The sequence below is a fragment of the Ensifer sp. Root558 genome, from assembly GCF_001427045.1.
Lineage (GTDB): Bacteria > Pseudomonadota > Alphaproteobacteria > Rhizobiales > Rhizobiaceae > Ensifer > Ensifer adhaerens.
The window spans coordinates 270,330-295,811 of record NZ_LMGC01000023.1; the positions used below are offsets into that span (position 1 = coordinate 270,330).

26 protein-coding genes are annotated in these 25,482 nt (G+C 63.7%); 13 read left to right on the forward strand and 13 right to left on the reverse strand.

Annotated elements, in window-relative coordinates:
* Positions 1–5: 5 nt before the first annotated feature.
* Positions 6–389, reverse strand: coding sequence for a VOC family protein (locus ASD63_RS21135; RefSeq protein ID WP_034804024.1), 384 nt, complete (start codon positions 387–389; stop codon positions 6–8).
* A gap of 102 nt (positions 390–491) precedes the next feature.
* Positions 492–1,883 carry a cysteine--tRNA ligase gene (gene cysS / locus ASD63_RS21140; RefSeq protein WP_034804027.1) on the reverse strand — a complete coding sequence of 464 codons (1,392 nt, stop codon included), beginning with the start codon at positions 1,881–1,883 and terminating at the stop codon, positions 492–494.
* 414 nt (positions 1,884–2,297) lie between these two features.
* Between cysS and ASD63_RS35730 the strand changes: the two genes are divergently transcribed.
* Complete coding sequence (locus ASD63_RS35730; RefSeq protein ID WP_164475065.1) at positions 2,298–2,441, forward strand: hypothetical protein; 144 nt, start codon at positions 2,298–2,300, stop codon at positions 2,439–2,441.
* 20 nt (positions 2,442–2,461) lie between these two features.
* Here the strand turns inward: ASD63_RS35730 and ASD63_RS21145 are convergent, their stop codons facing one another.
* A complete protein-coding gene (locus ASD63_RS21145; protein WP_034804304.1) occupies positions 2,462–3,241 on the reverse strand; it encodes an SOS response-associated peptidase in 780 nt (259 codons plus the stop codon).
* Positions 3,242–3,299: 58 nt separating this feature from the next.
* On the opposite strand from ASD63_RS21145, the gene ASD63_RS21150 reads away from it, so the two are divergent.
* From ASD63_RS21150 to ASD63_RS21190, 9 genes are all read left to right on the forward strand, one after another.
* Positions 3,300–3,773 (forward strand): NUDIX hydrolase, encoded by a 474-nt coding sequence (locus ASD63_RS21150; protein WP_051659666.1) that lies wholly within the window; start codon positions 3,300–3,302, stop codon positions 3,771–3,773.
* Positions 3,770–4,222, forward strand: coding sequence for a TIGR02301 family protein (locus ASD63_RS21155; RefSeq protein WP_060529821.1), 453 nt, complete (start codon positions 3,770–3,772; stop codon positions 4,220–4,222). The genes ASD63_RS21150 and ASD63_RS21155 overlap by 4 nt, the downstream gene beginning before the upstream one ends.
* Before the next feature lie 158 nt (positions 4,223–4,380).
* The gene (locus tag ASD63_RS21160) at positions 4,381–4,650 is read left to right on the forward strand and encodes a hypothetical protein (protein WP_089043914.1); all 270 of its coding nucleotides are present in this window, start codon (positions 4,381–4,383) and stop codon (positions 4,648–4,650) included.
* 15 nt (positions 4,651–4,665) lie between these two features.
* On the forward strand, positions 4,666–5,460 hold the full coding sequence (locus tag ASD63_RS21165) for a hypothetical protein (protein WP_034804030.1): 795 nt from the start codon (positions 4,666–4,668) through the stop codon (positions 5,458–5,460).
* Between the two features lie 155 nt (positions 5,461–5,615).
* Positions 5,616–6,464 carry a folate-binding protein YgfZ gene (locus tag ASD63_RS21170; protein WP_034804031.1) on the forward strand — a complete coding sequence of 283 codons (849 nt, stop codon included), beginning with the start codon at positions 5,616–5,618 and terminating at the stop codon, positions 6,462–6,464.
* Positions 6,461–7,069: an HD family hydrolase gene (locus ASD63_RS21175; RefSeq protein WP_034804032.1), complete on the forward strand. Its 609-nt coding sequence runs from the start codon at positions 6,461–6,463 to the stop codon at positions 7,067–7,069. Before ASD63_RS21170 ends, ASD63_RS21175 begins: the two co-directional genes overlap by 4 nt.
* 1 nt (position 7,070) lies before the next feature.
* On the forward strand, positions 7,071–7,610 hold the full coding sequence (locus tag ASD63_RS21180; RefSeq protein WP_034804033.1) for a tyrosine phosphatase family protein: 540 nt from the start codon (positions 7,071–7,073) through the stop codon (positions 7,608–7,610).
* Positions 7,558–8,580 (forward strand): NAD regulator, encoded by a 1,023-nt coding sequence (locus tag ASD63_RS21185; protein ID WP_034804035.1) that lies wholly within the window; start codon positions 7,558–7,560, stop codon positions 8,578–8,580. The genes ASD63_RS21180 and ASD63_RS21185 overlap by 53 nt, the downstream gene beginning before the upstream one ends.
* 155 nt (positions 8,581–8,735) lie before the next feature.
* Positions 8,736–8,981 carry a hypothetical protein gene (locus tag ASD63_RS21190; protein ID WP_077961811.1) on the forward strand — a complete coding sequence of 82 codons (246 nt, stop codon included), beginning with the start codon at positions 8,736–8,738 and terminating at the stop codon, positions 8,979–8,981.
* Between the two features lie 132 nt (positions 8,982–9,113).
* On the opposite strand, the gene nadC is transcribed toward ASD63_RS21190, so the two are convergent.
* The 5 genes from nadC to ASD63_RS21215 form a co-directional block, all read right to left on the reverse strand.
* Complete coding sequence (gene nadC, locus ASD63_RS21195; protein WP_034804039.1) at positions 9,114–10,022, reverse strand: carboxylating nicotinate-nucleotide diphosphorylase; 909 nt, start codon at positions 10,020–10,022, stop codon at positions 9,114–9,116.
* Between the two features lie 49 nt (positions 10,023–10,071).
* On the reverse strand, positions 10,072–11,670 hold the full coding sequence (locus ASD63_RS21200) for an L-aspartate oxidase (protein WP_034804041.1): 1,599 nt from the start codon (positions 11,668–11,670) through the stop codon (positions 10,072–10,074).
* A 55-nt stretch (positions 11,671–11,725) separates the two neighbouring features.
* Complete coding sequence (gene nadA, locus ASD63_RS21205; protein ID WP_034804309.1) at positions 11,726–12,805, reverse strand: quinolinate synthase NadA; 1,080 nt, start codon at positions 12,803–12,805, stop codon at positions 11,726–11,728.
* Between the two features lie 173 nt (positions 12,806–12,978).
* Complete coding sequence (locus ASD63_RS21210; protein ID WP_034804045.1) at positions 12,979–14,217, reverse strand: MFS transporter; 1,239 nt, start codon at positions 14,215–14,217, stop codon at positions 12,979–12,981.
* A gap of 98 nt (positions 14,218–14,315) precedes the next feature.
* Entirely contained in the window at positions 14,316–15,182 is an 867-nt protein-coding gene (locus ASD63_RS21215) for an AraC family transcriptional regulator (RefSeq protein ID WP_034804048.1), read from the reverse strand.
* Between the two features lie 127 nt (positions 15,183–15,309).
* Here ASD63_RS21215 and ASD63_RS21220 point away from each other — a divergent pair, with 127 nt between their 5' ends.
* Positions 15,310–16,242, forward strand: coding sequence for a phytanoyl-CoA dioxygenase family protein (locus ASD63_RS21220; protein ID WP_034804051.1), 933 nt, complete (start codon positions 15,310–15,312; stop codon positions 16,240–16,242).
* Between the two features lie 46 nt (positions 16,243–16,288).
* On the opposite strand, the gene ASD63_RS21225 is transcribed toward ASD63_RS21220, so the two are convergent.
* From ASD63_RS21225 to ASD63_RS21235, 3 genes are all read right to left on the reverse strand, one after another.
* On the reverse strand, positions 16,289–17,140 hold the full coding sequence (locus ASD63_RS21225; RefSeq protein ID WP_034804054.1) for an MOSC domain-containing protein: 852 nt from the start codon (positions 17,138–17,140) through the stop codon (positions 16,289–16,291).
* Positions 17,141–17,320: 180 nt separating this feature from the next.
* Positions 17,321–17,977, reverse strand: coding sequence for an HD domain-containing protein (locus ASD63_RS21230; protein WP_034804057.1), 657 nt, complete (start codon positions 17,975–17,977; stop codon positions 17,321–17,323).
* Positions 17,978–17,983: 6 nt separating this feature from the next.
* Positions 17,984–20,863, reverse strand: coding sequence for a DUF2339 domain-containing protein (locus tag ASD63_RS21235; RefSeq protein WP_051659667.1), 2,880 nt, complete (start codon positions 20,861–20,863; stop codon positions 17,984–17,986).
* Positions 20,864–21,058: 195 nt separating this feature from the next.
* Between ASD63_RS21235 and ASD63_RS21240 the strand changes: the two genes are divergently transcribed.
* Positions 21,059–23,071: a PhoX family phosphatase gene (locus ASD63_RS21240; RefSeq protein ID WP_034804061.1), complete on the forward strand. Its 2,013-nt coding sequence runs from the start codon at positions 21,059–21,061 to the stop codon at positions 23,069–23,071.
* 180 nt (positions 23,072–23,251) lie between these two features.
* On the opposite strand, the gene ASD63_RS21245 is transcribed toward ASD63_RS21240, so the two are convergent.
* Both ASD63_RS21245 and recO read right to left on the reverse strand, forming a co-directional pair.
* On the reverse strand, positions 23,252–23,761 hold the full coding sequence (locus tag ASD63_RS21245; RefSeq protein WP_034804064.1) for a PaaI family thioesterase: 510 nt from the start codon (positions 23,759–23,761) through the stop codon (positions 23,252–23,254).
* A 16-nt stretch (positions 23,762–23,777) separates the two neighbouring features.
* On the reverse strand, positions 23,778–24,524 hold the full coding sequence (gene recO, locus ASD63_RS21250; protein ID WP_034804316.1) for a DNA repair protein RecO: 747 nt from the start codon (positions 24,522–24,524) through the stop codon (positions 23,778–23,780).
* Between the two features lie 214 nt (positions 24,525–24,738).
* Here recO and ASD63_RS21255 point away from each other — a divergent pair, with 214 nt between their 5' ends.
* Positions 24,739–25,482 carry a L,D-transpeptidase gene (locus ASD63_RS21255; protein WP_034804083.1) on the forward strand — a complete coding sequence of 248 codons (744 nt, stop codon included), beginning with the start codon at positions 24,739–24,741 and terminating at the stop codon, positions 25,480–25,482.

The following is a 25,482-nucleotide window of genomic DNA, read 5'->3' on the forward strand; positions in this document are numbered from 1 at the left end:
CCTCCTTAGCCCGGCGCGTGGCAGACGGCTTCGATATTGTTGCCGTCGGGATCGAATACGAAGGCCCCGTAATAGTCCGGGTGGTAGTGCGGTCTCAGCCCCGGCTTGCCGTTGTCACGTCCGCCGGCGGCAATCGCCGCTTCATAGAAGGCATCGACCTCGGCGCGGCTGCGCGCCGAAAAGGCGTAGTGGCGGCCCGGGCCTGCCTCGGCCGTTTCATGCAGCCAGAAAACCGGCCGCTCGCGGCCATAACCGCCAACCTTCACGCCGCCGGTGTGCTCCAACGGCACCATCATCAGCAAGGAGGCGCCAAGCGGAGCAAAGGCCTTGTCATAGAACGACTGCGCCCGGTCGAAATCCGCGACGGGAATGCCCGTATGGTCGATCATCGCACGAACTCCTCTTTCATGCATGCGCTTCGCTTTTCGCTGCCCTTTCAGATGCCCTGTCCGATCGCTCTGATCGGACAGGGCTCTGGGGGCGGCCCACCGTCACCGTTTGATATCCCAGGTCGTCACCCGCTCGCCGGTTGCCGGATCCTTGCCGTCCTTCAGCTGAACACCGCGCGCCAGCAGATCATCGCGGATCTTGTCGGCTTCCGCGAAGTTCTTCGCCTTCAGCAGTTCCAGACGGGCCCGCACGCGGCTGTCGATGTCGCGGACCAGCCCCTCGTCGAGTTCGACCGCCTGCGGCACCACGCCGATCAGCGCAGCACTTGCGGCGAAGGTGCCGAGCAGTTTCGAATCGGTCGCCGCCTTCTGGGCAAGCGCATGGACCGCCTGGACGGCTGCGACCGTGTTGAGGTCGTCGGCAAGTGCGGCGACCACGGCCGGGTCGGCCTCACCCGTGGCGTCACCCGGCACCGGCCACTTGGAGAGCAGATGCTCTGCCTCTTCCAGCCGCTTCACCGAAAAATCGATCGGCTCGCGATAGTGCGTCATCAGCATCGCGAGCCTCAGCACGTCGCCCGGCCACTGGCGGCCGGCGAACTTTTCCGTGTGCAGCAGTTCGTAGATGGTGACGAAGTTGCCTTCGGACTTCGACATCTTGCGGCCTTCGACCTGCAGGAAGCCGTTGTGCATCCAGACATTCGCCATCACCTCGGTGCCATGGGCGCAACGGGATTGGGCAATCTCGTTTTCGTGGTGCGGGAAGATGAGATCCAGCCCGCCGCCGTGGATGTCGAAGACCTCGCCGAGATAGCGGCTGCTCATGGCCGAGCACTCGATGTGCCAGCCGGGACGGCCCCTGCCCCACGGGCTTTCCCAGCCCGGTTCGTTGTCGCCGGAGAGCTTCCACAGCACGAAATCGCCGGGGCTTTTCTTATGCGCCTCGACGGCGACGCGGGCGCCGGCCTGCTGTTCGTCGAGGTTGCGCTTCGAGAGCTGACCGTAATCGGCCATCGACTTGGTATCGAACAGCACCTCGCCGCCCGCCTGGTAGGCGTGGCCCTTGGCGATGAGCTTTTCGATGATGTCGATCATCTGGGCGATGTTGTCGGTCGCCCGCGGCTGGACATCAGGATCGAGGCAGCCGAGCGCCCTGGCATCGTCGAGAAACTGCGTTTCGGTCTTCTCCGTCACCCGGCGGATCGCGTCGTTGAGCGGCAGGGTCGGATAGTCCCGCAGCGCCCGCGCGTTGATCTTGTCGTCGACGTCGGTGATGTTGCGCGCATAGGTGACGTGATCCGCGCCATAGACATGGCGCAGCAGCCGGAACAGGACATCGAAGACGATGACCGGCCGGGCATTGCCGATATGGGCATAGTCATAGACCGTCGGGCCGCAGACATACATGCGAACGTTGTCGGGATCGATCGGCTTGAACTCGATCTTCTCCCGCGTCAGCGTGTTGTACAGCTTCAGTGTCGGCGTTCCGCCCATTGCCATTCTCCAAGATGCATACGACCGTAAAATACCGCGCCCGGGAGGCCCGCGCGTTTGTCATCTTGGATTTTAGGAGACGAAAACGGCCAGGCCAGCGGAGCGCTAGCGAATAATGTTCCGGCAGATAATGCAGATAACCGTTTTCATGGCCTCACTTATCGCGCGTCACCCGATTTCGGTCAAGAGGTCAGCCGCGTGCAAGCACAGCCGACTATCGAAAGGATTCCGCGGTCATGGATTTGTCATGATTAGGCTTATCTGAGATCGCCATGCGGAAAACAGATTCGCGGTGTAGTTGGTAGCACACCACGAAATCCTGTCTCCGGAGAGCGAGGAGGAGCGTCGCTTTCGTGAAGACGTGCGAAAGCGGCAGTGTATCCGGTTCGGGAAAGCATCAAGGAGTGAGTGCAAGTGAAAGCCGCAAAGACCAAAGACATCACCAAATCCGCCAACCTCGTCGAACAGTATCGCCCGCTCGGCCTGAAGGCCGTACTTGCCGCAGCGTTGCAGGTGAAGGCGAAGCCGGCTGGCAAGCTGACCAAGCGGCCAGCCTGACGGTTCCGACGCTCTTTTCCTTAAAAGAGAGACATCTGCCCGCCATCGGGCTCGGTCGGCTCGTCCTTGCCCTTTAGCTGGGCATTCGCAACCGACCTGGGCGTGACGGCATCCTGGATTTCGGGACCGGTGTTGACGACCTTGTTGACCTTGTCCGAGACAGGGATCGCCTCGAAGTAGTCCTCCGCGACGGGGCCGAAGAGATCGGCAACCTCGCGCGGCTCCTGCGTCTTGCAATCCAGCCAGCGGGCAAAATCCTCGGGCTGGATAACGACCGGCATACGGTCATGGATCTGCCGGATCGAGGCGTTGGCGGCCGTCGTCAGGATGGCCGCTGTGTCGACCTCGGAGCCGTCGGCCGAGGACCAGGTTTCCATCAGCCCGGCGAAAGCGACGATGCCGCCCTTCCGCGGGCGCACCCAATAGGCCTGCGACGGCTCGCGGCTGCCTTTCGGCGGCCGGCGCCATTCGTAAAAACCGGAGGCCGGCACGAGAACACGCCGGTGGCGCATGGCGGCGCGAAACGAGGCCTTGTCGATTGCCGATTCGGCCCGCGCATTGATCAGCAGCGGAAAGTCACGCGGGTCTTTCACCCAGCCCGGCATAAAGCCCCAACGCACGAGCACCGCCTTGCGCTCCGGCAGGTTGCTGCCGGGTGCCGCGCACTCGCCGGCCACGACAACCATGATCGGCTGGGTTGGCGCGATATTGAAGCGCGCCGGAAAGTCGTCGCTTTCCAGCAGGCTGAACAATTCCATCATTTCGTCGGGGGTCGCCGTCAGCGCAAAACGTCCGCACATGACATCGATGTGGCACTTCACGTAGGATGGGTCAACGCTACCGAGACGATTTGATTCCCTGATGCCGACCAAGCCCGAACTTGCTTCCTCCGTCATTCTAGAACGCGACGGCCGCTATCTGCTCGTTCGCCGGGCCAACCCACCGTCGGCCGACATGTACGCCTTTCCGGGCGGCCGTGCCGAGCCCGGCGAGACGCCGGCGGAGACAGCGCTTCGCGAATTGTTCGAAGAAACCGGCATCAAGGCGCGCGATCCGGTGCTGTTTGAAATCTACGATCTGCCAGGCAAGGAGTCCGAAGGGCGGCACTTCCTGCTTTCGGTGTTCCGGGCCGAGGCGGATGCCGACGCGGTTGCCATCGCCAGCGACGACGCGGCAGGGCTCGGCTGGTTCACGCCTGAAGAGATCTTCACCCTGCCGATCCCCGACAGCGTGCGCGAATGTGTGGAAAGACTCTCCGGCACCGGCGCGAACGCCGCGACATCCGGCGACGGCCTTGAAACCGCCGCCAATTCGGGCTTGATGAAATCATGATCCCTGTCCCGATCCTCGCAAGGCTTACGCTCGCCGGCATCGCCTTGACGGTCGCCACTGGCGCGGCGGCGCAAAAAACACCGACGAAAGAGGCGGCCAAGACCGAGACCGCAGCCCCTGCCCCGGCCGCCGTGGAAGAAAAGCCGACGCCCTATGACCAGCGGCTGATTCGGCTCTCCGAGATCCTCGGCTCCGTGCACTACCTCAGGAATCTCTGCGTCAAGGAACCGGAAGACGTCTGGCGCCGCTCGATGCAGGATCTGATCGAAAAGGAAACCGCCACTGAAGTCAAACGACGCGAGCGGATGACTGCCGCCTTCAACCGCGGGTACCGCACCTTCGCATCGGTCTATACGAACTGCACAGGCCCTGCGATCGTCGCCGAACAGCGATATCGTGCCGAAGGGGCAACACTTGCGTCAGAAATCGTCGCCCGCTTTGGAAATTAGCAATAAATTAACCTCTTTTCTCACGACCCCGTGTCGTTTCGGGAAAAGGCTGCTAAGTTCGTTAAGAGAGTGGTAAGAAGTGGCGAGTCCGTCACGGTCGTTCAGTCGGAGTTCAGCCGAACGGCCATAATATGAACCGCTTGCACAATGGAAGTCGCATGGAACGAATGATGGAACCAAGCCTGACCGACATCGATGACATGATCGTCCACGAGAAGATGCAGGCTGCGCTGGAACACCAGAGCGAGGCCTGGGCGGACGGAATGGCCGACGGTATCGAGCCGGAAATCATCGCCGATGCGGCCATTGCTCTTGCCATGCGGGAAACCGTTCGGCTTCATGGCGAAGACGGCGCCGAGGCAATGCTCAATTCGCTTCGCGAGCGCGTGCTCGCCGGCGAATTCTCGCCCCAGCGCACGATTCAGTAATATCAGGACTGCCCGATGCATCGGAATCTTGCAAACCGGACCCTTCCGGTTCGCCTCGCCACACTGCTGTTGGCCGGTGTCGCCTTGACCACCCCGGCAGCGGTTTCCCCCGCCTTCGCTCTCAGCGAATTGCAGGGCGCGCCGCAACCCGTTCCGGCCGAGCAACAGCCTGCCGCCGGCGACCAGAAGGCGACGCCGCCTGCCGCCGAACCCGTTGCCGAAGAGCCGGATGAGGAAGAGACGCTTCCGCTCGAAATCCCGATGCCCGACCCGCTGATCAACAAGTCGGCGACAGCCACCAAGGAAGATGCTCCCGAAGCTGAAGAGCCGGAGCCGACCGGGCCTGTCGAAGTCCTGACCGACGTTTCCAAGATTCCGGCGCCGGTCGCCCGCATGCGCGAGCTGATCGTCGAGGCGGCGGCTTCCGGCGACATCGAGCGGTTGCGCCCATTGCTCGGCAAGGGCCCGAACCAGACCCAGGTCACCGGCGTCACCGGCGACGAAGACCCGGTGTCGATCCTGAAGAGCCTTTCGGGCGACCAGGAAGGCGTCGAAATTCTCGCGATCCTGCTCGACGTGCTGTCGACCGGCTTCGTGCTGGTAGACAAGGGCACGCCGCAGGAGGCCTATGTCTGGCCTTATTTTGCGGAAAAGAAGCTTTCGACGCTGACGGCACCGGAAAAGGTCGACCTGTTCCGCCTGGTCACCGCCGGCGATTTTGCCGACATGGAAGAATTCGGCAGTTACAACTTCTATCGCGTCGGCATCATGCCGGACGGCAAGTGGAAATTCTTCATCGCCGGCGACTGAGCGCCGGCGACCTGCTTGCCGATGACAGCCGAACATCCTACCTCTTCGCCAAGAGATCGCCGGTGAGACCGGGGCCTGAGTCGGCCACGGCTACCAGGTGATCGTTTGCTAGGTTAGCGCGGGAGCCTCCCCTCCCGTCGAACAGGATTCGAACGATGCCCAGAGTTCGCCTCGACGATCGTGCGATCGTCTCCATTTCCGGCAAGGACGCCGAAGATCTTCTTCAGGGACTGATCACCACCGACCTCGACGCGCTTGCACCCGACGAGGCGCGTCCTGGCGCGCTTCTGACGCCACAGGGCAAGATCCTGTTCGAGTTCCTGATCTCCCGCGACGGCGATGGCCTGCGGCTGGAAACGGCAAGCGACCAGGCCGAAGCGCTGCTGAAGCGCATGACGATGTACAAGCTTCGCTCGGCAGTCGAGCTTTCGATCAGGACTTCCGACGCCGTCACCGTGATATTCGACGAAGCAGAACCGACGGGTGCCTATCGGGACCACCGTTTCGAGAAGGCGGGCGTTGCGCTCTTTCGCGCCTATGGGGAAGCCACCGGCGACACGGCCGGCGCAGAAGACCTCGAACGGCTGCGGATCGCGGCGGGCATTGCGAATGCCGGTGCCGATTATGCGGTGCAGGACGCATTCCCCCATGACGTGCTCCTGGACAAAAACGGCGGCCTCTCCTTCAAGAAGGGCTGCTACGTCGGTCAGGAAGTGGTGTCGCGCATGCAGCACCGCAGCACGCCGCGCCGCCGGGTCGTGATCGTTTCGGCGGACGCCGCCCTTCCTCCCACGGGAACGACGATTACGGCGAACGACAAGGCGATCGGCGCGCTGGGCACGGTGCAGGGCAAGTCGGCGCTCGCGATCGTGCGCATCGACAAGGCCGGTGAAGCCATGGCGAATGGGATCCCGCTGCTCGCCGGCGACGTGCCGGTGACAATGGTTCTGCCCGAATGGACCGGCCTCACCTTCCCGACCAGCACGGACGAGGCAAGCGCGTGACGGCGGCCCGCGCCTGGCAGCGCATGCTTTCCGGCCGAAGGCTGGACCTGCTCGATCCCTCGCCGCTCGATGTCGAGATCGGCGACATCGCCCATGGCCTCGCCCGTGTTGCCCGGTGGAACGGCCAGACCGCCGGCGATCATGCCTTCTCTGTCGCCCAGCACAGCCTGATGGTCGAAGATATTTTTCGCCGCAGCAACAAGTGCAGCACCGACGATTGCCTGCTGGCGCTTTTGCACGACGCGCCGGAATATGTGATCGGCGACATGATCTCGCCGTTCAAGGCGGTGGTCGGCGGCGGCTACAAATCGGTCGAGAAGCGGCTGGAAAGCGCCATCCACCTTCGTTTCGGCCTGCCGCCGCATTGCTCCAAGGAATTGAAGGACCGCATCAAGAAGGCCGATCATGTCGCGGCCTATTTCGAAGCAACGGTGCTTGCCGGCTTCTCCGTCGAAGAGGCGCGCAAGTTCTTCGGCCAGCCGCGCGGCATCACCCGCGAGACGCTGCTGATCGATCCCTTGCCGGCGGTCGAGGCGCAGCGCCTGTTCACCGAACGGTTCCTCACGCTGGAAGCGCAGCGCGTGCCCGCGCGCGCGGAAATCTGACATGCCCGGCATCATCGTTTCTCCGCTTTCCCGCATTGCCGAAATGGCCGTCCGCCATGGCTGCACCGAGATGATCAGCCTCGTCGCCAAGGGCCAGGATTTCCATCGCCCCGGCGTCATCGCCAAGGCGCGACATCTGACGCTCGGCATGAACGACATCACCTTTGCCGGCACCGGCGACCTCATTGCGCCGCAGGAAGACCATGTCCGGCAGATCGTCGCCTTTGCGCGCGAATGGGACCGTGCACGGCCGCTCCTCGTTCATTGCTGGATGGGCGTCTCCCGTTCGCCGGCAGCCGCCCTCATCGCCGCGCTCGCGGCCGAGCCGGACCAGGACGACGCGGAGCTGGTGCAGCGGCTGCGCCGCGCCTCGCCCTATGCGACCCCCAACAGCCGGCTCGTCGAGATTGGCGACGGCGTGCTTGCGCGCAATGGAAGGCTGATCGCCGCCGTTCGCGCGATCGGTCGCGGCGCGGATGCCGACGGCAATGCGCCGTTCCTTCTGCCGCTTGCTTCCGAAGGAGCAGCCGTTGCCGATTGAGACGCAGCCGACAACGGTCGAGATCGGCCTCAATGCGGCGATCGTCGCCGTCGTCAACCGCAGCCCGCGCATCCTCGCCGTCAGCGAAAGTGACGGCGATGCGCGTGACAGCCTGCCCTTCGGCCCCTTCGATCCGGCGCTCCACCGGACCTTTGAGACGAGCCTGCGCGATCGCGTCGAAAAGCGTACGGCGCTGAAGCTCGGCTATATCGAACAGCTTTACACCTTCGGCGATCGCGGCCGTCAGCGGCTGCCGGGCGAAGAAGGCAAGCACATGGTCTCGGTCGGCTATCTGGCCCTGACGAGAACCGATGCCGAAAACACCGAGCGGCTGGCCGAAGCCGGCGCGCATTGGCGCGACTGGTACGGCTACCTGCCCTGGGAGGACTGGCGGCAGGGTCGCCCGGCGGTGCTGGACCAGGCGCTCCTGCCGGCACTTGCCCGCTGGGAAACAGGTGTGTCCGGTGACGACCGAGCCGCCCGGATTGCCGGGCGCCGGGCGCGCATTCGCCTGGCCTTCGGCCTCGGCGATTTTCCCTGGGACGAGGAACGCGTGCTGGAGCGCTATGAGCTCCTTTACGAGGCAGGGCTCGTGCCCGAGGCGGCCATCGACGGCCACGGTAATGGCAACGACGTTCTGACCGCCGGGCTGGCGATGCGCCATGACCATCGCCGCATCGTCGCCACGGCAATGGCGAGGCTGCGCGGCAAGATCAAGTACCGGCCGGTCGTCTTCGAACTGATGCCGCCCGAGTTCACGCTGACCGATCTGCAGGCAACCGTCGAAGCGATCTCCGGGCGCCACCTGCACAAGCAGAACTTCCGCCGCCTGGTCGAAGGGGCCGAACTGGTGGAGCCGACGGGGATGACGCTGTCTTCCACCGGTGGGCGGCCGGCCGCCCTCTTCCGCTTCCGCCGCCAGATCCTCGACGAGCGCCCTGCCCCGGGGCTCAAGGTCGGTGGGCGATGAGGGCAGTACCGCCCACCAAACGGTGGATCGGCACCTAAAAACATCCGACAGAACGCCCTACATGTGCGGGGATGATGCTATAATCGGTGCAGTGGGACGCGACCGAACTTTCGCTGCCCGCAAACCATGCGGCGTTTACGACCGAGGTGACAACCATGCTGCTCGTCCTGACCCTGCTTACGTCGCTGCTCGGCACCTCGCCCCAATCGGGAACCGACGAAAAGCCGAAGATGCCCGACTACTTCAAGAACCAACAGGGCGGCGGCATGCAGCCGCAGACAACCATTTGCAATCTCAACAGCCAGGACCTGAACGGGCAGTTCCGGACCTGCCGCTACGACTGCGGCACGCAGATCACCGTCGGCGAACGTTTCTCCTGCCCGTTCATCATGCAGCGTTGACGTTCAAAACCTCGGTTAGCTTCTGAAAAGACGCAACTCCGGACGGAAAACCGCTTCGCACTTTTCCTGGCGTTGGCCTCTTTTGGGCGCAACTCCGGACGGAAAACCGCTTCGCACTTTTCCTGGAGTTGCTTACCTTTCGATCACCACATCAAGGCCGATGTCGAGCGTCGGGGCGGCCATGGTGATCTTCGAGGTCGAGATGTAATCGACGCCGCTCTCGGCGATTGCCCGCACCGTATCGATCTTGACGTTGCCTGAAGCCTCCAACCGCGTCCGACGGGCATCGACCGCATAGGCGTCGGCGGAGAGCTGCCAAAACGCGCGGTTGACCGCAACGGCCTCGCGGAGCAAGTCCGGCCCCATGTTGTCGAGCAGGATGACGTCGGGTTGGGCCGTCAGCGCCTCGCGCATCTGATCGAGGCCATCGACCTCGATCTCGATCTTGACGAGATGGCCGCAATAGGCACGCGCCGCATGGACGGCGCTGGCGACGCCGCCGGATACGGCAATGTGGTTGTCCTTGATCAGCACGGCATCGTCCAGGCCGTAGCGATGATTGGAGCCACCGCCCAGACGCACCGCGTATTTTTCCAGCGCCCGCAGCCCAGGAATGGTCTTGCGGGTGCAGCAGACCTTCGCACGCGTGTGGGCGATCTCGTCGGCGAATTTCGCCGTATAGCTTGCGATGCCCGAAAGGTGCATCAGGAAGTTCAGGCCGACACGTTCGGCCGACAGCAGCCCGCGGGCGCGACCGGAGATCCGGGCGATCGCCGTGCCCGGCGCGACCCGGTCACCATCCGCCACCAATGCCTCGAAGTGGATCGACGGATCGACCAGACGGAAGGCGGCACGCGCAAGCTCCAGCCCGGCAACAACACCCGCATCGCGCACGTTCATGCCGGCCTTTGCGGTCAGCTCCGGCCCGATGGTCGAGAGCGTGGTAATGTCGCCGGCGCGGCCGAGATCCTCGTTAAGTGCGGCACGCACCTGGTCCTCGATCATCAGTGCGGGAAGTTCGGGGCGGAGGGCTGCGGTCATCTGCTTTTTCGTCCTTGAGTGTCGGTCCATGCAAGCGGCGCGCGTGAAATCACGCCGCTTCCGTCTCCGCCAGTTCGCTCGCCAGGCGGTTGGCGTCGGCGAGCGTCAGATAGGTGCGGCGGCGCCATTCCGGCTGTTCCTGTGGGCAATCGGCGCGGAAGTGACCGCCGCGGCTTTCCGTGCGCCGCAGCGCGCCGACGGCGATCAACTTGGCCGTGGTAATAATGTTGGTGAAGCGCATGCGGGTGTTGTCGCGCTCGAGCTGTGCGATCTCGCGGATCGCCTTTACCAGGCTCTCGCGGGTTCGGATCACGCCGACGCAATCGCTCATCACCTGGCGCAGGATCTTCAGTTGCGGGCTGTCCTCGACCGTCACCGGATCGTCGTTCTCGCCGGCATTGTCGCCCCATTCGGTAAGCTGCGGCGTCGGCAGCGTGCCCTTGATGTTTTCGGCGATGCGGGCGGCAAAGACGACGGCTTCGAGCAGCGAGTTGGAGGCGAGCCGGTTGGCGCCGTGCACGCCGGTGGAGGTCACTTCTCCAGCAGCCCAGAGACCATCGATCGAGGTGCGACCTTCGGCATCGGTGAGCACGCCACCCATGTGATAGTGAACCGCCGGCACGACCGGGATGGCTTGCGTCACCGGATCGATGCCGGCCGCCATGCAAGAGGCATAGACCGTCGGGAACATCTCGGGGAAATGCTTGCCCACAGCCTTGGTGCAATCGAGGAACGCGCCGCGGCCGGCCTGGACCTCGGCAAAGACACCACGCGAAACGATGTCGCGCGGCGCAAGCTCGCCGTCCGGGTGGATATCGAGCATGAAGCGATGGCCGGCGGCGTTCAGAAGCTGGGCGCCATCACCGCGCAGCGCCTCGGTCGCGAGCGGCGCCGGATCCTTGCCGATGTTGATCGCCGTCGGGTGGAACTGCACGAATTCCGGATCGGCGATGATCGCGCCGGCGCGGGCGGCCATGCCGAGCCCCTGCCCGCACGCTTCCCACGGGTTGGTCGTGACAGCATAGAGATGACCGATTCCACCGGAGCAGAGCACGACGGCACGGGCCGGGAAGGCCACACGCTTCTTCGACTGGCCGGCATCGGGCCGGGCGATGACGCCGGAGATGAATCGGCCTTCGCGCACGAGTTCCTCGACTACATAGCCTTCGATCACGCGGATCGACGGCGTCCGGCGGACGGCGGCTATCAGCGCTTCCATGATCGCCTTGCCGGCCATGTCGCCCTTGACGCGGACGATGCGTCGCTCGGAATGGGCCGCCTCACGCGAGAGCAGCAGCTTGCCTTCGAGATCGCGGTCGAAGGGCACGCCATATTCGAGCAGATCGTGAATGCGCGCCGGGCCTTCGGCCACCATCATGCGCGTCATCTTCTCGTCGACGATGCCGGCACCGGCGGCCAACGTGTCGGCGACATGTTTCTCGAAGGTGTCGCCGGGGCTCATCGCAGCGGCGATGCCGCCTTGAGCCCAGGCCGACGAGGCGCCGTGGCCGATCGGGGCTGCGGCAAGGATCGTCACCGGTCTCGGGCTCAGCTTCAGCGCGCAGAAGAGGCCGGCCAAGCCACCACCGACGATGACGATATCGTCAATCCCGTTGAAGGATTGCGGGCGGAAATGGTCGGTCAGCATGATTCATTCTCCTCCAATGCGCATGCCTGCATCCGGTATGACCCGGCGGAAATTGTTACTGCTTGAGGTTTACCATGCGCTCGACCGCAAGGCGGGCGCGATCGGCGATATCAGGATCGACGAGAACCTCCTCCGTCATGGTCAGCAGGCTGTCGAGGATCTTCGGCAGCGTGATGCGCTTCATGTGCGGACAGAGGTTGCACGGCTTGACGAACTCGACGCCTTCGATCTCGGCCTGGATGTTCGACGCCATCGAGCACTCGGTGACGAGCAGCACCTTCGACGGGCGGTTGTCCTTGACGTAGTTGATCATGCCGGAGGTCGATCCGGCGAAGTCGCAGACGGCGATCACGTCCGGGTGGCATTCCGGATGACCGATGATCTCGATGCCCGGATTGGCTTCCTTGTAGGCGAGCAACTCGGCGGCCGTGAAGCGCTCGTGCACCTCGCAGTGGCCCTTCCAGGTCAGGATCTTCTTGTTGGTCTGGCGCGCGACGTTCATCGCCAGGTATTCGTCGGGAATGCAGAGAACCGTGTCGGATTCCAGGCTCTCGACGACATCGAGCACGTTCGACGAGGTGCAGCAGATGTCGGTCTCGGCTTTCACGTCGGCAGACGTGTTGACGTAGGTGACGACGGGAACGCCGGGGTAGCGCTGCTTCAGCAGGCGGACATCGGCGCCGGTGATCGATTCCGACAGCGAGCAGCCTGCCTTGGCGTCGGGGATCAGTACGGTCTTTTCCGGACTCAGCAACTTCGACGTTTCGGCCATGAAGTGCACGCCGCACTGGATGATGATTTCCGCATCGACTTTGGCAGCATCGCGCGCGAGCTGCAGCGAGTCGCCGACGATGTCGGCGACACAGTGGAAGATGTCCGGCGTCTGATAGTTATGCGCGAGGATGACCGCGTTACGCTCCTTCTTCAGCCGGTTGATGGCGTGCACATAGGGCGCGTAGACCGGCCACTCGATCGCCGGGATGAAATCCTTGACCTTCTCGTAGAGATGCTCGGTTTCGCGCGCGATCGCCGGCGTAAAGGCAAGCTCGGGCCTTTCGATGATGCCGAAGCGCTCAGCGGCGCTGACAAAAACCGGTTTCGCCACGGCCGCGGTGCGGGGTGCAAGGCGCGTCATCGACATCTCCTCTCCGCCCCTCTTCCTGGGCGGGTTTTCAATTATGCTCAATCTGAGCATAATTGAACCAAAACAAAAGCGGCAAAGCCGCATGGGTTGATTTAGAAAGTTTTGTGACAGAATTCAAGAATAGAAGCGCCGCTTTTCGCGGCGCTTCTGATTTTGGTTCGCGATCAGGCCATCGCCGGCCGTGCCACGCCCTTCTCCTCGATCGGCCAGTGGACGATTGCGGCGAAGACGCCGAGGGCTACACCGAGCCACCACACCGGATCGTAGGAACCGAAGTGGTCGTAGAGGTAGCCGCCCATCCACACACCCAGGAATGAGCCGACCTGGTGCGACAGGAAGACGATGCCGCCGAGCAGGCCGAGGTGGCGCGTACCGAACATGATCGCGACCAGCGCATTGGTCGGCGGCACGGTCGAAAGCCAGAGCAGGCCCATAACGATGGCAAAGACGATGACCGAGGTCGGCGTCTGCGGCAGCAGCAGGAAGGCCGTCACCGCCACCGAGCGCGCGATATAGATCAGCGCCAGGAAATAGGGTTTCGAGTAGCGCTGGGCGATGAAGCCCGCCGACAGAGAGCCGATAATGTTGAAGAAGCCGATGAGTGCCAGCGCGATCACCGCATAGCGCGCGTCGATGCCGATATCGCCGATGTAAGCCGGGAAGTGCGCGGTGATGAAGGCAACCTGGTAGCCGCAAACGAAGAAGCCGGAAACCAGGAGCAGGTAGCTCTTGTGGCCAAGTGCCTCCTTCAGCGCCTCGCCGATCGACTGCTTGAATTGCGCCTCGCTCTGGCGGCCGGAGGACGCGTTGCCGCGCAGCGGGATCGCGAAGAACGGCACGACCAGCATGAGGACGCCGAGATAGACCAGGCTGTCCGACCAGCCATAGGCCGAGATCAGCCCCTGGCTCAGGGGCGCGAACAGGAACATGCCGGCCGAGCCCGCCGCCGTGCAGATGCCGAAGGCGAGCGACCGCTGATGCGGCGTGACGTTGCGGGCAAAGGCGGAGAGCAGGATGCCGAAGGAGCCGGAGCCCACCGCCATGCCGACGAGCACGCCGCCGCCGATGTGCAGCCAGATCGGCGCGTTGGCGAAGGCCATGATGAAGAGACCAGCAGCGTAGAGAAGGCCCGACATGGCGAGCACGCGCCACGTTCCGAACTTGTCCGCAATCGCGCCGAAGAAGGGCTGGCTCAGGCCCCAACAGAGGTTCTGCAATGCCATGGCAAGGCCGAAGGTCGTCCTGTCCCAGCCCGTATCGGCGAGCATCGGCAGCTGGAAGAAGCCCATCGCCGAGCGCGGGCCGAAGGTGAGCATCGCGACGACCGAGCCGGCCGCAATGATCAGCCAGGGCATCTCCTGACGGGCACTGGACGGCGCGGATGCTCCGGAAACAGCGGACATGGAATCTCTCCGATTGATGGAGCGCGATCCTAGGCGGCTGCTAAAACAGATAAAAGCCAATTAAATTGACGCCGCAATCACCGGAATTGATGCCTTGATCAAGCGGCGCTGCGGAACCGGTCGCGAAACGCTCTCGGCGTCATGCCCTTGGCCGCCTTGAACTGGCGATTGAAGTTGGCAAGCGAACGATAGCCGACGGCATCGGCGACATGAGCGATCGAACGCGCCGAACCACTGAGCAGCGCGCAGGCCTCGCCGATCCGCAGGCGCATCAGATATTCCGAGACCGGCATGTTGAGGTGGCGCAGGAACAGGCGATGCAGGCCGGAAAGGCTGAGCGCGGCCAGATCCGCGAGTTCGTCCATCGACGGGTTTTCGGCGTAATGCAGGTGGATATGGTCGAGCACCCGGTCGAGGCGGCCGCGGTCGACCGATCGGCCTGATGGCGTGACGACCCGGCTCGACAGTGGTGTTACCGCCTGCTCGCGCGCCAGGATCGTCAGCATCGACAGGACGTCCGGCAGGCGCTCCTCCGGCGCCAACCGGCGCAACCCTTCGAACAGCGGCCGCACGCGGGTGGCCACTTCCGGCGTGAACTGCAACCCTGGAGCCGAACGCTCGAACATCGCCTTGACGCCGGCGAGTTCGACGAAGCCCTCCTCCAGGCGCTCCACCCATTCCGGATGGAACCAGAGCACCAGCGCCACGTGCGGTTCGGCCTCGTCGACCTTGCCGGCGGAGTGCCAGGTGTGCGGCAGGTTGGAGCCGACCAGCACGAGATCGCCGTCCTCATAGGCACCGATATGGTCTCCGATGAAGCGCTGGCCGCGCGAGTTGAGCGTCAGCGTCAGTTCGAACTCGGGATGATGGTGCCATTGGAACGGGATGGCATCGTCGAGCCGGCGGTCTAGCAAGATTGATGAGGCATTGGTCGGCCTCGAGATCTTCTGCAAAACAGCCTTCATGTTGCACCATTCTCTCCTCAGAAGCCAGAATAGTATCAATGTAAGCAGGCTGCGTGCAACAGCGGCACCGTTGAAAGGGCTAGGTTTTCTCCATCACCAATCAAACCTGCCAGGCGAGGAGATCCACATGCAGCCACTCAGAGACAGTCACCCGACGGCGGCCCATCTCGATATTCAACTGAAGGACATCCGGAAGCGGCTGCCTCTGCGCGTGCTTTCGGAAGCGGACTGGCAGCACTGGATCACCAAGGGCTACGTCATCGTCCGTCAGGCGGTACCGGCGACCAATGTCGAGCGGCTCGTCGAGTTGCTCTGGCGCTTCGACGAAAAGGATCCGGCCGACCCTTCGACCTGGTATGCGCCGCAGCGACGCGAGCACAAGATGAAGGAACTCAACAACACCGGCATGCTGGAGATCTACAATCACCAGTATCTCTGGGACAACCGCCAGGAGCCGCGCATCTACGGCGCCTTCGTCGACATCTGGGACCGCGAAGACCTGTGGGTGACGATCGACCGCGCCAACCTCAACCCACCGAAGAAGGTCAAGGGCAATCCCAACGGCTTCATACATTGGGACGTCGACACCTCAATCCGGCCGCTGCCGATCGGCGTTCAGGGCGTGCTCAGCCTCAAGAAGCAGGACGGCGACGTCGGCGGCTTCCAATGCGTGCCGGAACTGTTCGAAAACTTCGAAAGCTGGGAGAAGACTCAAAGCGCCGACCGCGACCCGATGCACCCCGACATGACCGGTCTTTCGACCGTCAACATCGAGATGGAGGCCGGCGACCTGATGATCTTCAACAGCCTGCTGGCCCACGGCGTGCGGCCCAATCATTCCGATGGCCGCGTGCGCATGGCGCAGTACATTTCGATGCATCCGGCAGAATGGGGCAATGTCGCCGAGCGCGAGGAACGGGTGCACCTGTGGCGCGAGCTCGACCATCCGAAGCGCGACGCCTTTCCCGGCGACCCGCGCGAATGGGAAAAGCACAACGCCTCCCCCGCCAGCCTTTCGGATCTGGGCGCCAAGCTTCTCGGTATCACGCCCTGGGCTTGATACCGAGAAACGCGTGAGATCGTTTCCGTCCGGAATTGCTTCTGAACTAAGCCGAAGCACGCACCTTCATCGGCCAGCGCTCGCCGCGTCGGCCGATGATCTTGACCTCATCGCCGAGCTTCACGGTGCCTTCGCTGCGCGGCACCGCATTCCAGCCGAAGAGCACGCCGGTCACGCGGCGGTCGGCCGACATGCGCTTCTCCGCCAACCCCTGGATCGGATTGCCGCCGATGCGCTCGCCGGTGATCTGGTCCTGGGTCGTCATGATGCAGCGCGAGCAGGGTTTGACGAGATCGAAGCGGATGCCGCCGATCTCGACGCTCTCCCAGAAATCCTCCTCCCAGGCTTCATCGCAGTCGACGAGGATGTTGGTGCGGAACCGTTCCATGCCGACCGGTTCCTGGCCCTTTTCGGCGAGCGTCCGGTTGAGATCGGCAAGCGAACCCGTGGTCGTGATCAGGATCGGAAAGCCATCGGCAAAGCCGACGGGTGCGGCCGCTCCTGCCCATTCGGCGCCGACGAGCCGTTCGGCCGAGGCGTCCATATGGGCGAGCCTGACCGGGCGGCCGAACCATGAAGAGAGAACCTCGTCCGTCGTTTCATCCGACACGGCGGCATCGACCTCGCTGCCCCAAACGACGACGTTCAGACGACGGTCCGGATCGAAGCGGACGGAGATCTCCCGCTCACCCATCCTCAGGTGCACGCCGCCATCGATGTGGCTCGCCTCAACCTGCGCCAATGTCTGCAGTTCGCGCTGGGTGATAAAGCGCCCATCCGGCTGGATCAGCATGAAACGCCGGTCACCCTCGACGCCGTCGAGATTGACCGAGACCGTCTCGCGGGCAATCGCGCGACCGCTCTTCAGCGGATGAATGTTGAGGCCGGTCACCTTCATGGACAGTTCCTTCCATCTTCAAAAACTGATTCAAGCGCCTGACGATCCGATTCACCGGGCGGCTGCAATCCGTTGAAAGGCCTAGATCATTTCTCGGCTTGATGGAAACGGAGAAATGTTCCGGTGCAATCGGCGCGGCACAATCGCTCGCAGAAAAGCGCCCCACGCCCTTCCCGGCAACTAGATTTCATCCAGCATCATGGCGAGTACGTCGCGTAGCCGCTGCTCACGCTCGTGAGCCAGACGGCGGCCGGCCTCGGTCTTGAACCCGTCAGCGAGCCGGAAGAGCTTGGTCTCGAAATGATCGATGGCGAAGGCCTTGTCATCGAGCGCCCGCGCCTCAGCCAACGGATCGAGCGGGTCGTAAAGGCCGCTGCCCATGCGCCCGGCGATGTAGAAGCAGCGGGCAGCGCCGACCATGCCGATCGCATCCAGCCGATCGGCATCCTGAAGGATCTTCGCCTCCAGGGTTTCCGGCGGGATGTTCGCCGAGAAGCTGTGCGTCAGGATGGCGTGCGCCACCGCGGCAATCTCATCCGTGCCCCAACCGAGATCTTTCAGAATGCCCGTCGCCTTTTCGGCCGCCAGTCGTGATGCCTGCGTGCGCAGGGGCGAGTTCTTCTCGACCGAGACGCAGTCATGCAGCAGCACCGCGGCGGCGAGCAAACGCGCCTCACTGCCCTCCTCCGCCTGGATGCGGGCGGCATTCTTCCAGACACGGATCAGATGTGCGGCATCGTGCGAGCCGTCATCGGCGGCGAAGGCATGCGGCAGCAACGCCGCCGCAAGTTCCTCATGCGGCGCGAAGGCGGCCGCGAGTTTCGAAATCTCTGTCATGATGTCCTATTGCTGTTCGGCAGGCTTTGCCGGCGCCGTCGGTGCAGCGCCAACGCCGGACAAGATCTTCTGGTAGAAGAGCCCTATCCCGATCAATACCCCGCCAAGGCCGATGAAGGACAGAGCCCGCAGGAAACCTTCGAGGTTGGACATGTCGATCAGGAACACCTTCAGCACGGCAACGAAGACCAGAACGGCCGACGCGATGCGGATGCTCTTGGCATGGAAGCGCGAGCCGAGCACCAGCAGCAGCACGCCGAGCAGCAGCCAGACGACCGAATAGGTGTAGGTCTCGCCCTGCAGAAAGCCCTTCCAGTCCGCAATGTTTTCCCCCTGCCAGACACGGCGCACCGTGAGGCTTGCCCAGGCGAAAGCAAGCACCGCGCCGCTGACCGCAAGTGCCATGACATAGGGCAAGGGCCGCTTGTCGCGTGCATACCAGGCGAGCCCCGCATAGCCGAGCCCCGGTAACAGATAACCGATCAACAGCAGGTCGAAGAACGGGATACGCCCCAGCAGTTCGCCGCTGAAATAGGGGTTGAGGCCGAGGAGATGCGCCGAAAGCACCGACAGCATCGAGAGCACGCCGAGGCCCATGCCGCCGTAGCGGAAGACCGGGCTCGGTGATTTCATGTCGAGGCTCATGAAGATCGCCGAGGCGCCGATTGCCAGCAGCGTGTAGATCGACTGCTCGCCGAGGGTCGGCACCGCGCTGTCGAGCACGCCGCCGTTCATCGCATGGCGCACCAGGATCGCGAGCGTCAACAGCACGAAAAGGCTGGCAAGCGCCTGCAGCAGGTTGCGCACCCGCGTGCCTGGCCAGGATCTCAGGAAATAGGCGGAGCCCGCAAGCAGCACGGCGGGAATGCCGTAGCCCGGCAGCAGCGCATTGAAGACGGGCGTGGTGCCGAGATTGCCGGCACCGACGATCGTCGGCTCCCAGGCGATGCGCCCGAGTACGACGACGGCAGCTGCACCAGTCATCCACGGCAGGATCGGCCAGGTGCGGATCCGCGTGGCGAGCGCATAGGCCGTTCCAAGCACGGCGATCGCAAGCGTCGTGACCAGCCCGTCCGTCCAGGCGTGGAGGGCAAACACGAGAAAGGTGAAGGAGCCGGCCACCAGCAAGCCGGCCGCCGTATCGCGCGCCATCGCCTCGCTTTCGCGGCGGTAGAGCCAGTCCGCAAGCGCCAACAGCGCCGCCCCGGCGACGAGTGAGAACAGGCCGTGCGGCAGGTCGAAGGAATAGTTGCCGGTCATCAGGAACGACATCGCGACGAGCGCGACCGGAACGACCGCGGCGATGCCCGCCCAGAGTGTCGAATATTGCGGATGGGCGACGAGCCGGCGCGACAGCACGAAACCGCCGAGTGCGACGAACAGCGTCGCAAGCAGCATTGCGGTGATCATCGCGGTGCGCCCGGGCAGGACGACTGCCGGAAGAGCGTCGGCCAGCGAGGGATCGAGATAGGCGAGCACGCCGCTCAGCGCCGTCAGGCTCCAGACGCCAGCAACAGCGCCGACCGCTGAAAGCACGGCGGGATAGACTGCCGTTGTCCGCCAGGCGCCCAACGCCGCCAGCGCCGCAACGACAACTGCAAACTCCGCCACCGGAAAGCGGACCGCATAGACTGCCGGGCTGATGAGGAGGAGCGCAAGCATGGTGACGACGATCGCGGCCGAAATGGAGATTGCCGCGTGCGGTGGAACGAACAGGCGTTCCCATGGCCCGACGACGGCCCGGGGTCGGGTTGTCGCTTCGGTCGGCTCCAGCATTTCGGACCCTTCAGTCGCATCACGCACTTCGCGCGCTTCTGCCACTGGCTCCCGTTCGATGGCGGCAGGCCAGATAAGTCCGATGCCGGCGATCATCACAAGTAGGACGAAAGCGACCGGCCGTGCTTCGAAGGGCGATGCCGCAGCGACATAGGCAAGGCCCCAGAGCCCTATGCCAACATTGGCAAGCGTCGGCACTACGGTCCATCGGCGCAGCCGCGATGCAAGCAGGGTCGCGAGCCAAACGATCGCGAGGAAGCCGAAAAGAACCCAGGGGCGCGGTTCGTTGCTCGAAACCAGCGCCGGCGTGATCAGCGAGGCAAGCAGGCCGAGGCCAGCGAGCGCCTGCCCATGCAGCAGCGACAGACCAACAGTGGCGAGCGAAATCGCCGCCAGGAGAACGAAGGCCGTGCCCGTGCCGATATAGTCGTAGATGCCATAGGCGGCATAGGCGACCCCGAAGAGGGTGACGGCACCGGCCGCCGTCAGGATGCCGGGGATCATGGCGTTCTGGAATTCGTTGGCGATCACGGGCACCGCGCGCCGACGGATGACCTCGCCCGCCGCCATCAGCAGGAGGCCGAACAAGGCAGCAAGCGTCAGGCGAACCGCCGGGCTCAACAGCCCGGCATCGATTGAATACTTGACCATGAAGACGCCGCCGAGCGCCAACGCGATGCCGCCAACCCAGACGGCCCAACGGGCGCCGAGGCGACTTTCCAGGCTTTCGGTCTGACGGGGTACGGTTGCGACCGGCTGCGGTGCTTCCGTGCTGGCAGCGATCGTCTCCTCGCCCTCGATTTTGGCCGCGGCTCCTTCCGCATCGCCGAAAATCCGCGCGCCCTCGCGCGCACTGGCCGAGAAGGCGGCAGCGGCATCGTCCAGCGTCTCTGGCTCCGGCGTCTCCGACATGGCCGGCAACTCGTCCGCAGCCGCAAACGCCTCGGTCGCCGTTTCAGCCGGGGCGCCTCCGCCCGGAGCGGCCCTCAGCGCCACGACCTCCGCCTTGAGGGCGGCGAGTTCGGCACCAAGACGCTCGGTCGTCCTTCGGTTGCCGAGATAGGCGGACAGGGCCAGAATAAAGGCAGCTAAAGCAATAAGTTCGAACATACTTTCCCCTGGCAGTCGCAATCGCCGGCGCGCGCAACCATACAGACTTTTATGCAAGCGCCAAATCTATAGACGGCCGAGCGCTGTAATCTCTTCACGGAAATGTCGCAGAACTGTCATGGGGCAGCTGGTACAGGCGGATGAACACCGCTGCCTTGCGCGGTGGTTTCCATCGTTCAACCAGGAGACCCGATCATGGACAAGCATCTCGGCCAGACGGAAGAGACCGAATTCAAGACGCTGACGGAACGCAGGGAAGAGCTGGAAGACGTCGGCCACAACTGTTCCGCCAATCCGACAATGGGCGACATCATCCACCGCCGCTTCTCGCGCCGGTCGTTCATCGGCGGCTCGCTGGCAGTTGCCGCGATCTCGACCACCGTCAGCCCGCTCGCTCTCCTGACCGCCGAAGAGGCACGCGCCGAGGACGGTTCGCGCTTCGACTTTACCGAGATCGAAGCCGGCGTCGACGAAAAGCACCAGGTCGCCGAAGGTTACGATGCCGACGTCCTGCTTCGCTGGGGCGACAAGATCTTCGCCGACAGCCCGGAGTTCGACCCGAAGAACCAGACGGCCGCTGCCCAGGAAAAGCTGTTCGGCTACAACAACGACTATGTTGGCTTCATCCCGCTCGACGGCAGCGCCGACCACGGCCTGCTCGTCGTCAACCACGAATACACCAATGCCGAACTGATGTTCCCGGCCTTCGCCAGCGTCGTGAAGGAAAAGGTGACGAAGGACGGCAAGGAAGTCGAGGAAGAGAAGGTCGTTCTCGGCGAATACAGCAAGGAGCTGGTCGACATCGAGATGGCCGCACATGGCGGCACGATCATCGAGATCCGCAAGGTCGACGGCAAGTGGCAGCCGGTTCTCGACGGCAAGAACAACCGTCGCATCACCGTCAACACCGAGATGCAGATCACCGGCCCGGCCGCCGGTCACGACCGCCTGAAGACGCCGTCCGACCCGACCGGCAAAAAGGTGTTCGGCACGCTCAACAACTGCGCCGGCGGCGTCACCGCCTGGGGCACCTACATGATGGCCGAAGAAAACTTCAACGGCTATTTCGGCGGCGAGATTGCCGAGAACCATCCGGAATACAAGCAGCTGAAGCGGCTGGGCGCACCGGGCGGCCAGTATGAATGGGCGTCCTTCTACGACCGTTTCGACGTCTCCAAAGAGCCGAACGAAGCCAATCGCTTCGGCTGGATCGTCGAGGTCGACGCGCTTGATCCGACGTCGGTGCCGAAGAAGCGCACAGCCCTCGGCCGTTTCAAGCACGAAGGCTGCGAATCGATCGTCAACAAGGACGGCCGCGTCGTGCTCTATTCCGGCGACGACGAGCGCTACGACTATGTCTACAAGTTCGTGACCAAGGGCACTTTCAACCCTGACGATCGCGCCGCCAACATGGACCTCTTCGACGAGGGCACGCTCTATGTCGCCAAGTTCGACGAAGACGGCTCCGTCACCTGGATGCCGCTGACGCACGGCGAAGGCCCGCTGACCGAAGCCAACGGCTTTGCCTCGCAGGCGGACGTGCTGATCAACACCCGTCTTGCCTCCGACGCGCTCGGTGCCACCAAGATGGACCGTCCGGAAGACGTTCAGCCGAACCCGAAGACGGGCAAGGTCTACGTGATGCTGACCAACAACACCAAGCGCAAGGCCGAAGAAGTCGACGCGGCCAACCCGCGCGCCAAGAACGCCTTCGGCCACATCGTCGAGATCACCGAGACCGACGGCGACTTCGCGTCGCTGAAGAGCCGCTGGGACGTTCTCTTGAAGTGCGGCGATCCGAGCGTTGCCGAGGTCGGCGCTTCGTTCTCGACCGCCACCACCAAGAACGGCTGGTTCGGCATGCCCGACAATTGCGCCATCGACACCGATGGCCGCCTCTGGGTATCGACCGACGGCAACAACGAGAAGGACACCGGCCGCACCGACGGTATCTGGGCGATCGACACGGACGGCGCCGCCCGCGGCACGTCGAAGCTCTTCTTCCGCGTGCCGGTCGGCGCCGAAATGTGCGGCCCCTGCTTCAACCCGACCTCGGACACATTTTTCCTCGCCGTCCAGCACCCCGGCGACGCCGGCCTTGCAACTTACGAGACGCCGGCCACCCGCTGGCCGGACTTCCAGGACGACATGCCGGTACGCCCGGCTGTCGTCGCCGTAACGAAGCAGGGCGGCGGCCGCATCGGCTGATCAGGACTGCGATTACAAAAAGGAACGCCGCGCCATTCTGCGCGGCGTTTCTTGCTTCCGACATTGCTTGACCGACGCAATTCCGGGCGGAAAACCGCTTCGCACTTTTCCTGGAATTGCTCAGCTTGAAGTGACGCAATTCCGGACGGAAAACCGCTTCGCACTTTTCCTGGAATTGCTTTAACGCCTGAGATTGTCGATCGGGAAGATGGCGCAGGTTTCGGTGCCGTGGGCGAGCAGCTTGCCGTTGCGGTCGCGCAGCCAGGCTTCGGAGGTCGCGATGGTGCGGCCACGATGCACGATGCGCCCCTCGCAGAAGACCTCGCCCATATCGGGCAGCAGCGGCCGCACGAGGTTCACCTTGAACTCGACCGTCGTATAGGCCTCCCCAGGTTTGACGGTGGTGAAGACAGCGCAGCCGAGGGCCGAATCCATGATCGTTGCCGTCCATCCGCCATGCACTGTGCCAAGCGGATTGAGGTGTTCCTCGGTCGGCAGCCCCTTGAAGACCACCCGACCCTCCTCGACTTCGCTCAACCCGAACTTCAGCGTCTTCGACATCGGCGGCGCCGGCAGCTCGCCGCTCAAAAGATCCTGCATTGCCTTGAGACCGCCATCGCGGGCGACGCGGTCGAGCGACAGCACGCCGACGCCGGATACGGACATGCCGGGATAAAGCTCTTGGTACATCGATAACTCCTGGGAATCAGGCGGCTGAGGATTGCGCTTTCAGCGCCTTCAGCGCCGCATGGACGAAACCGTCGCGGGCGGAAGAAACGTCGAGGCCGCGCGGCTCATAGACATGGCGGTGGAGGAAGAAGGCGGTCAGGCGGAAGGCGGCGGCGAGGCTGTCGTGATCCGCAGCCCTTCGCGCTTCGGCCGAAAGGAAGTCCGGCAACGCCAACATGCGGTCGGCATAACGCTCTCCGGCCTCCCGGCAGACCGCCCTGCCCGATTTCGGCGAGACGTAAACGAGCTCGGTGCGGGCGCCCGTCGCCACGCATTCCGTGAGATCGAGCCCGAAGCCGAGGTCGTTGAGGACTGCGAGTTCGAAACGGACGAACAATTCGCCGGCGTCGGCGGGATCGGCCAGATGGTCGACGATGACGGCCAGCGCCTCATAGAGATGCGGATGCGGGTCGCGCTCGGGAAGCAGCCTAAGGAGAGCGCCGAGCGCCTGGATACCATAGACCGAGGTTGCCGTTTCCATCAGCCGGGCGGCCCGCAGCTCCACCGGTTCGATCCGGAATTCGCCCATGTGCTCGTCGAGCCGGGCGCGCCAGGTGACCTCCACCGAGTTGCCCGGCTGCAGCACCGGCTGCATCGTGCGCGAACGCCCCGAGCGCACCATGCCGAGATGCCGGCCGTGGGTTTCGCTCATGACCTCGACGATGGCCGAGCTTTCGCCGTGCCGCCGGATCCCGAGAATGATGGCCTGATCGCTCCATTGCATGGCTATGGCATACACCCGTGGTCGAAAGCGGATCAAGCTGTCTTGCGGAAGCAAAACACCATTGCCGACTGTAGCCTTTCGGCCACACCTAATGGTTGCCTCATTTGCGACATGCTGTCGCCGCCCCGACGCCGTCTTTGACATTAGAACGGAAGGGCGGCAAAAGCCGTGTCTCCCGCCCGAAAATGACAATCAGCAGGATCAAAACTTTATTATGTGTGTGTCCCGGAACAGCGCCGGCCGCCTGGCGCAGCTCTTCGCCCTTCTTCTCGCCACCTCGACGCTCGCAAGCTGCGTCACCACGTCGGGGCCAGCCAAGCCGAAGGGACCGGATCCATACTACGTGGCGATGTACGGCCCGCTGCCGAACGAGAAATTCCCACTGGATGCCATCGACATCAGCAAGGTCGACAAGCGCTATCTGCGCCAGCAGGTCGCCTACCAGACGCATGAGCCGCCGGGCACGATCGTGATCGATACCCAGAACCGCTTCCTCTACCTCGTGCAGGATGGCGGCATGGCGATGCGCTACGGCATCGGCGTCGGCAAGGCCGGCCTTGAGTTCGAAGGTGAAGCGCGGATCGCGCGCAAGGCCGAATGGCCGCGCTGGACGCCTACGCAAGAGATGGTGGCGCGCGAGCCGGAACGTTACGGCCCGCTTGCCGGCGGCATGGAGCCGGGCGTGCGCAACCCGCTTGGCCCCCGCGCGCTCTATCTATTCCAGGGCAACCGCGACACGCTGTTTCGCATCCACGGCACGACCGAGGCCTGGTCGATCGGCAAGGCCGTGTCCAGCGGCTGCATCCGTCTCTTCAATCCCGATATCATCGACCTCTACAGCCGCGTACCGGTCGATTCGCGCGTCGTCGTGCTGCAGGCCGAACCGCCGATGACAGAGCCGGCCGGCGGCATTCCTATGGCGAGCGCCGCCAATGGCGGCCTTCCTCCGATGTATTGA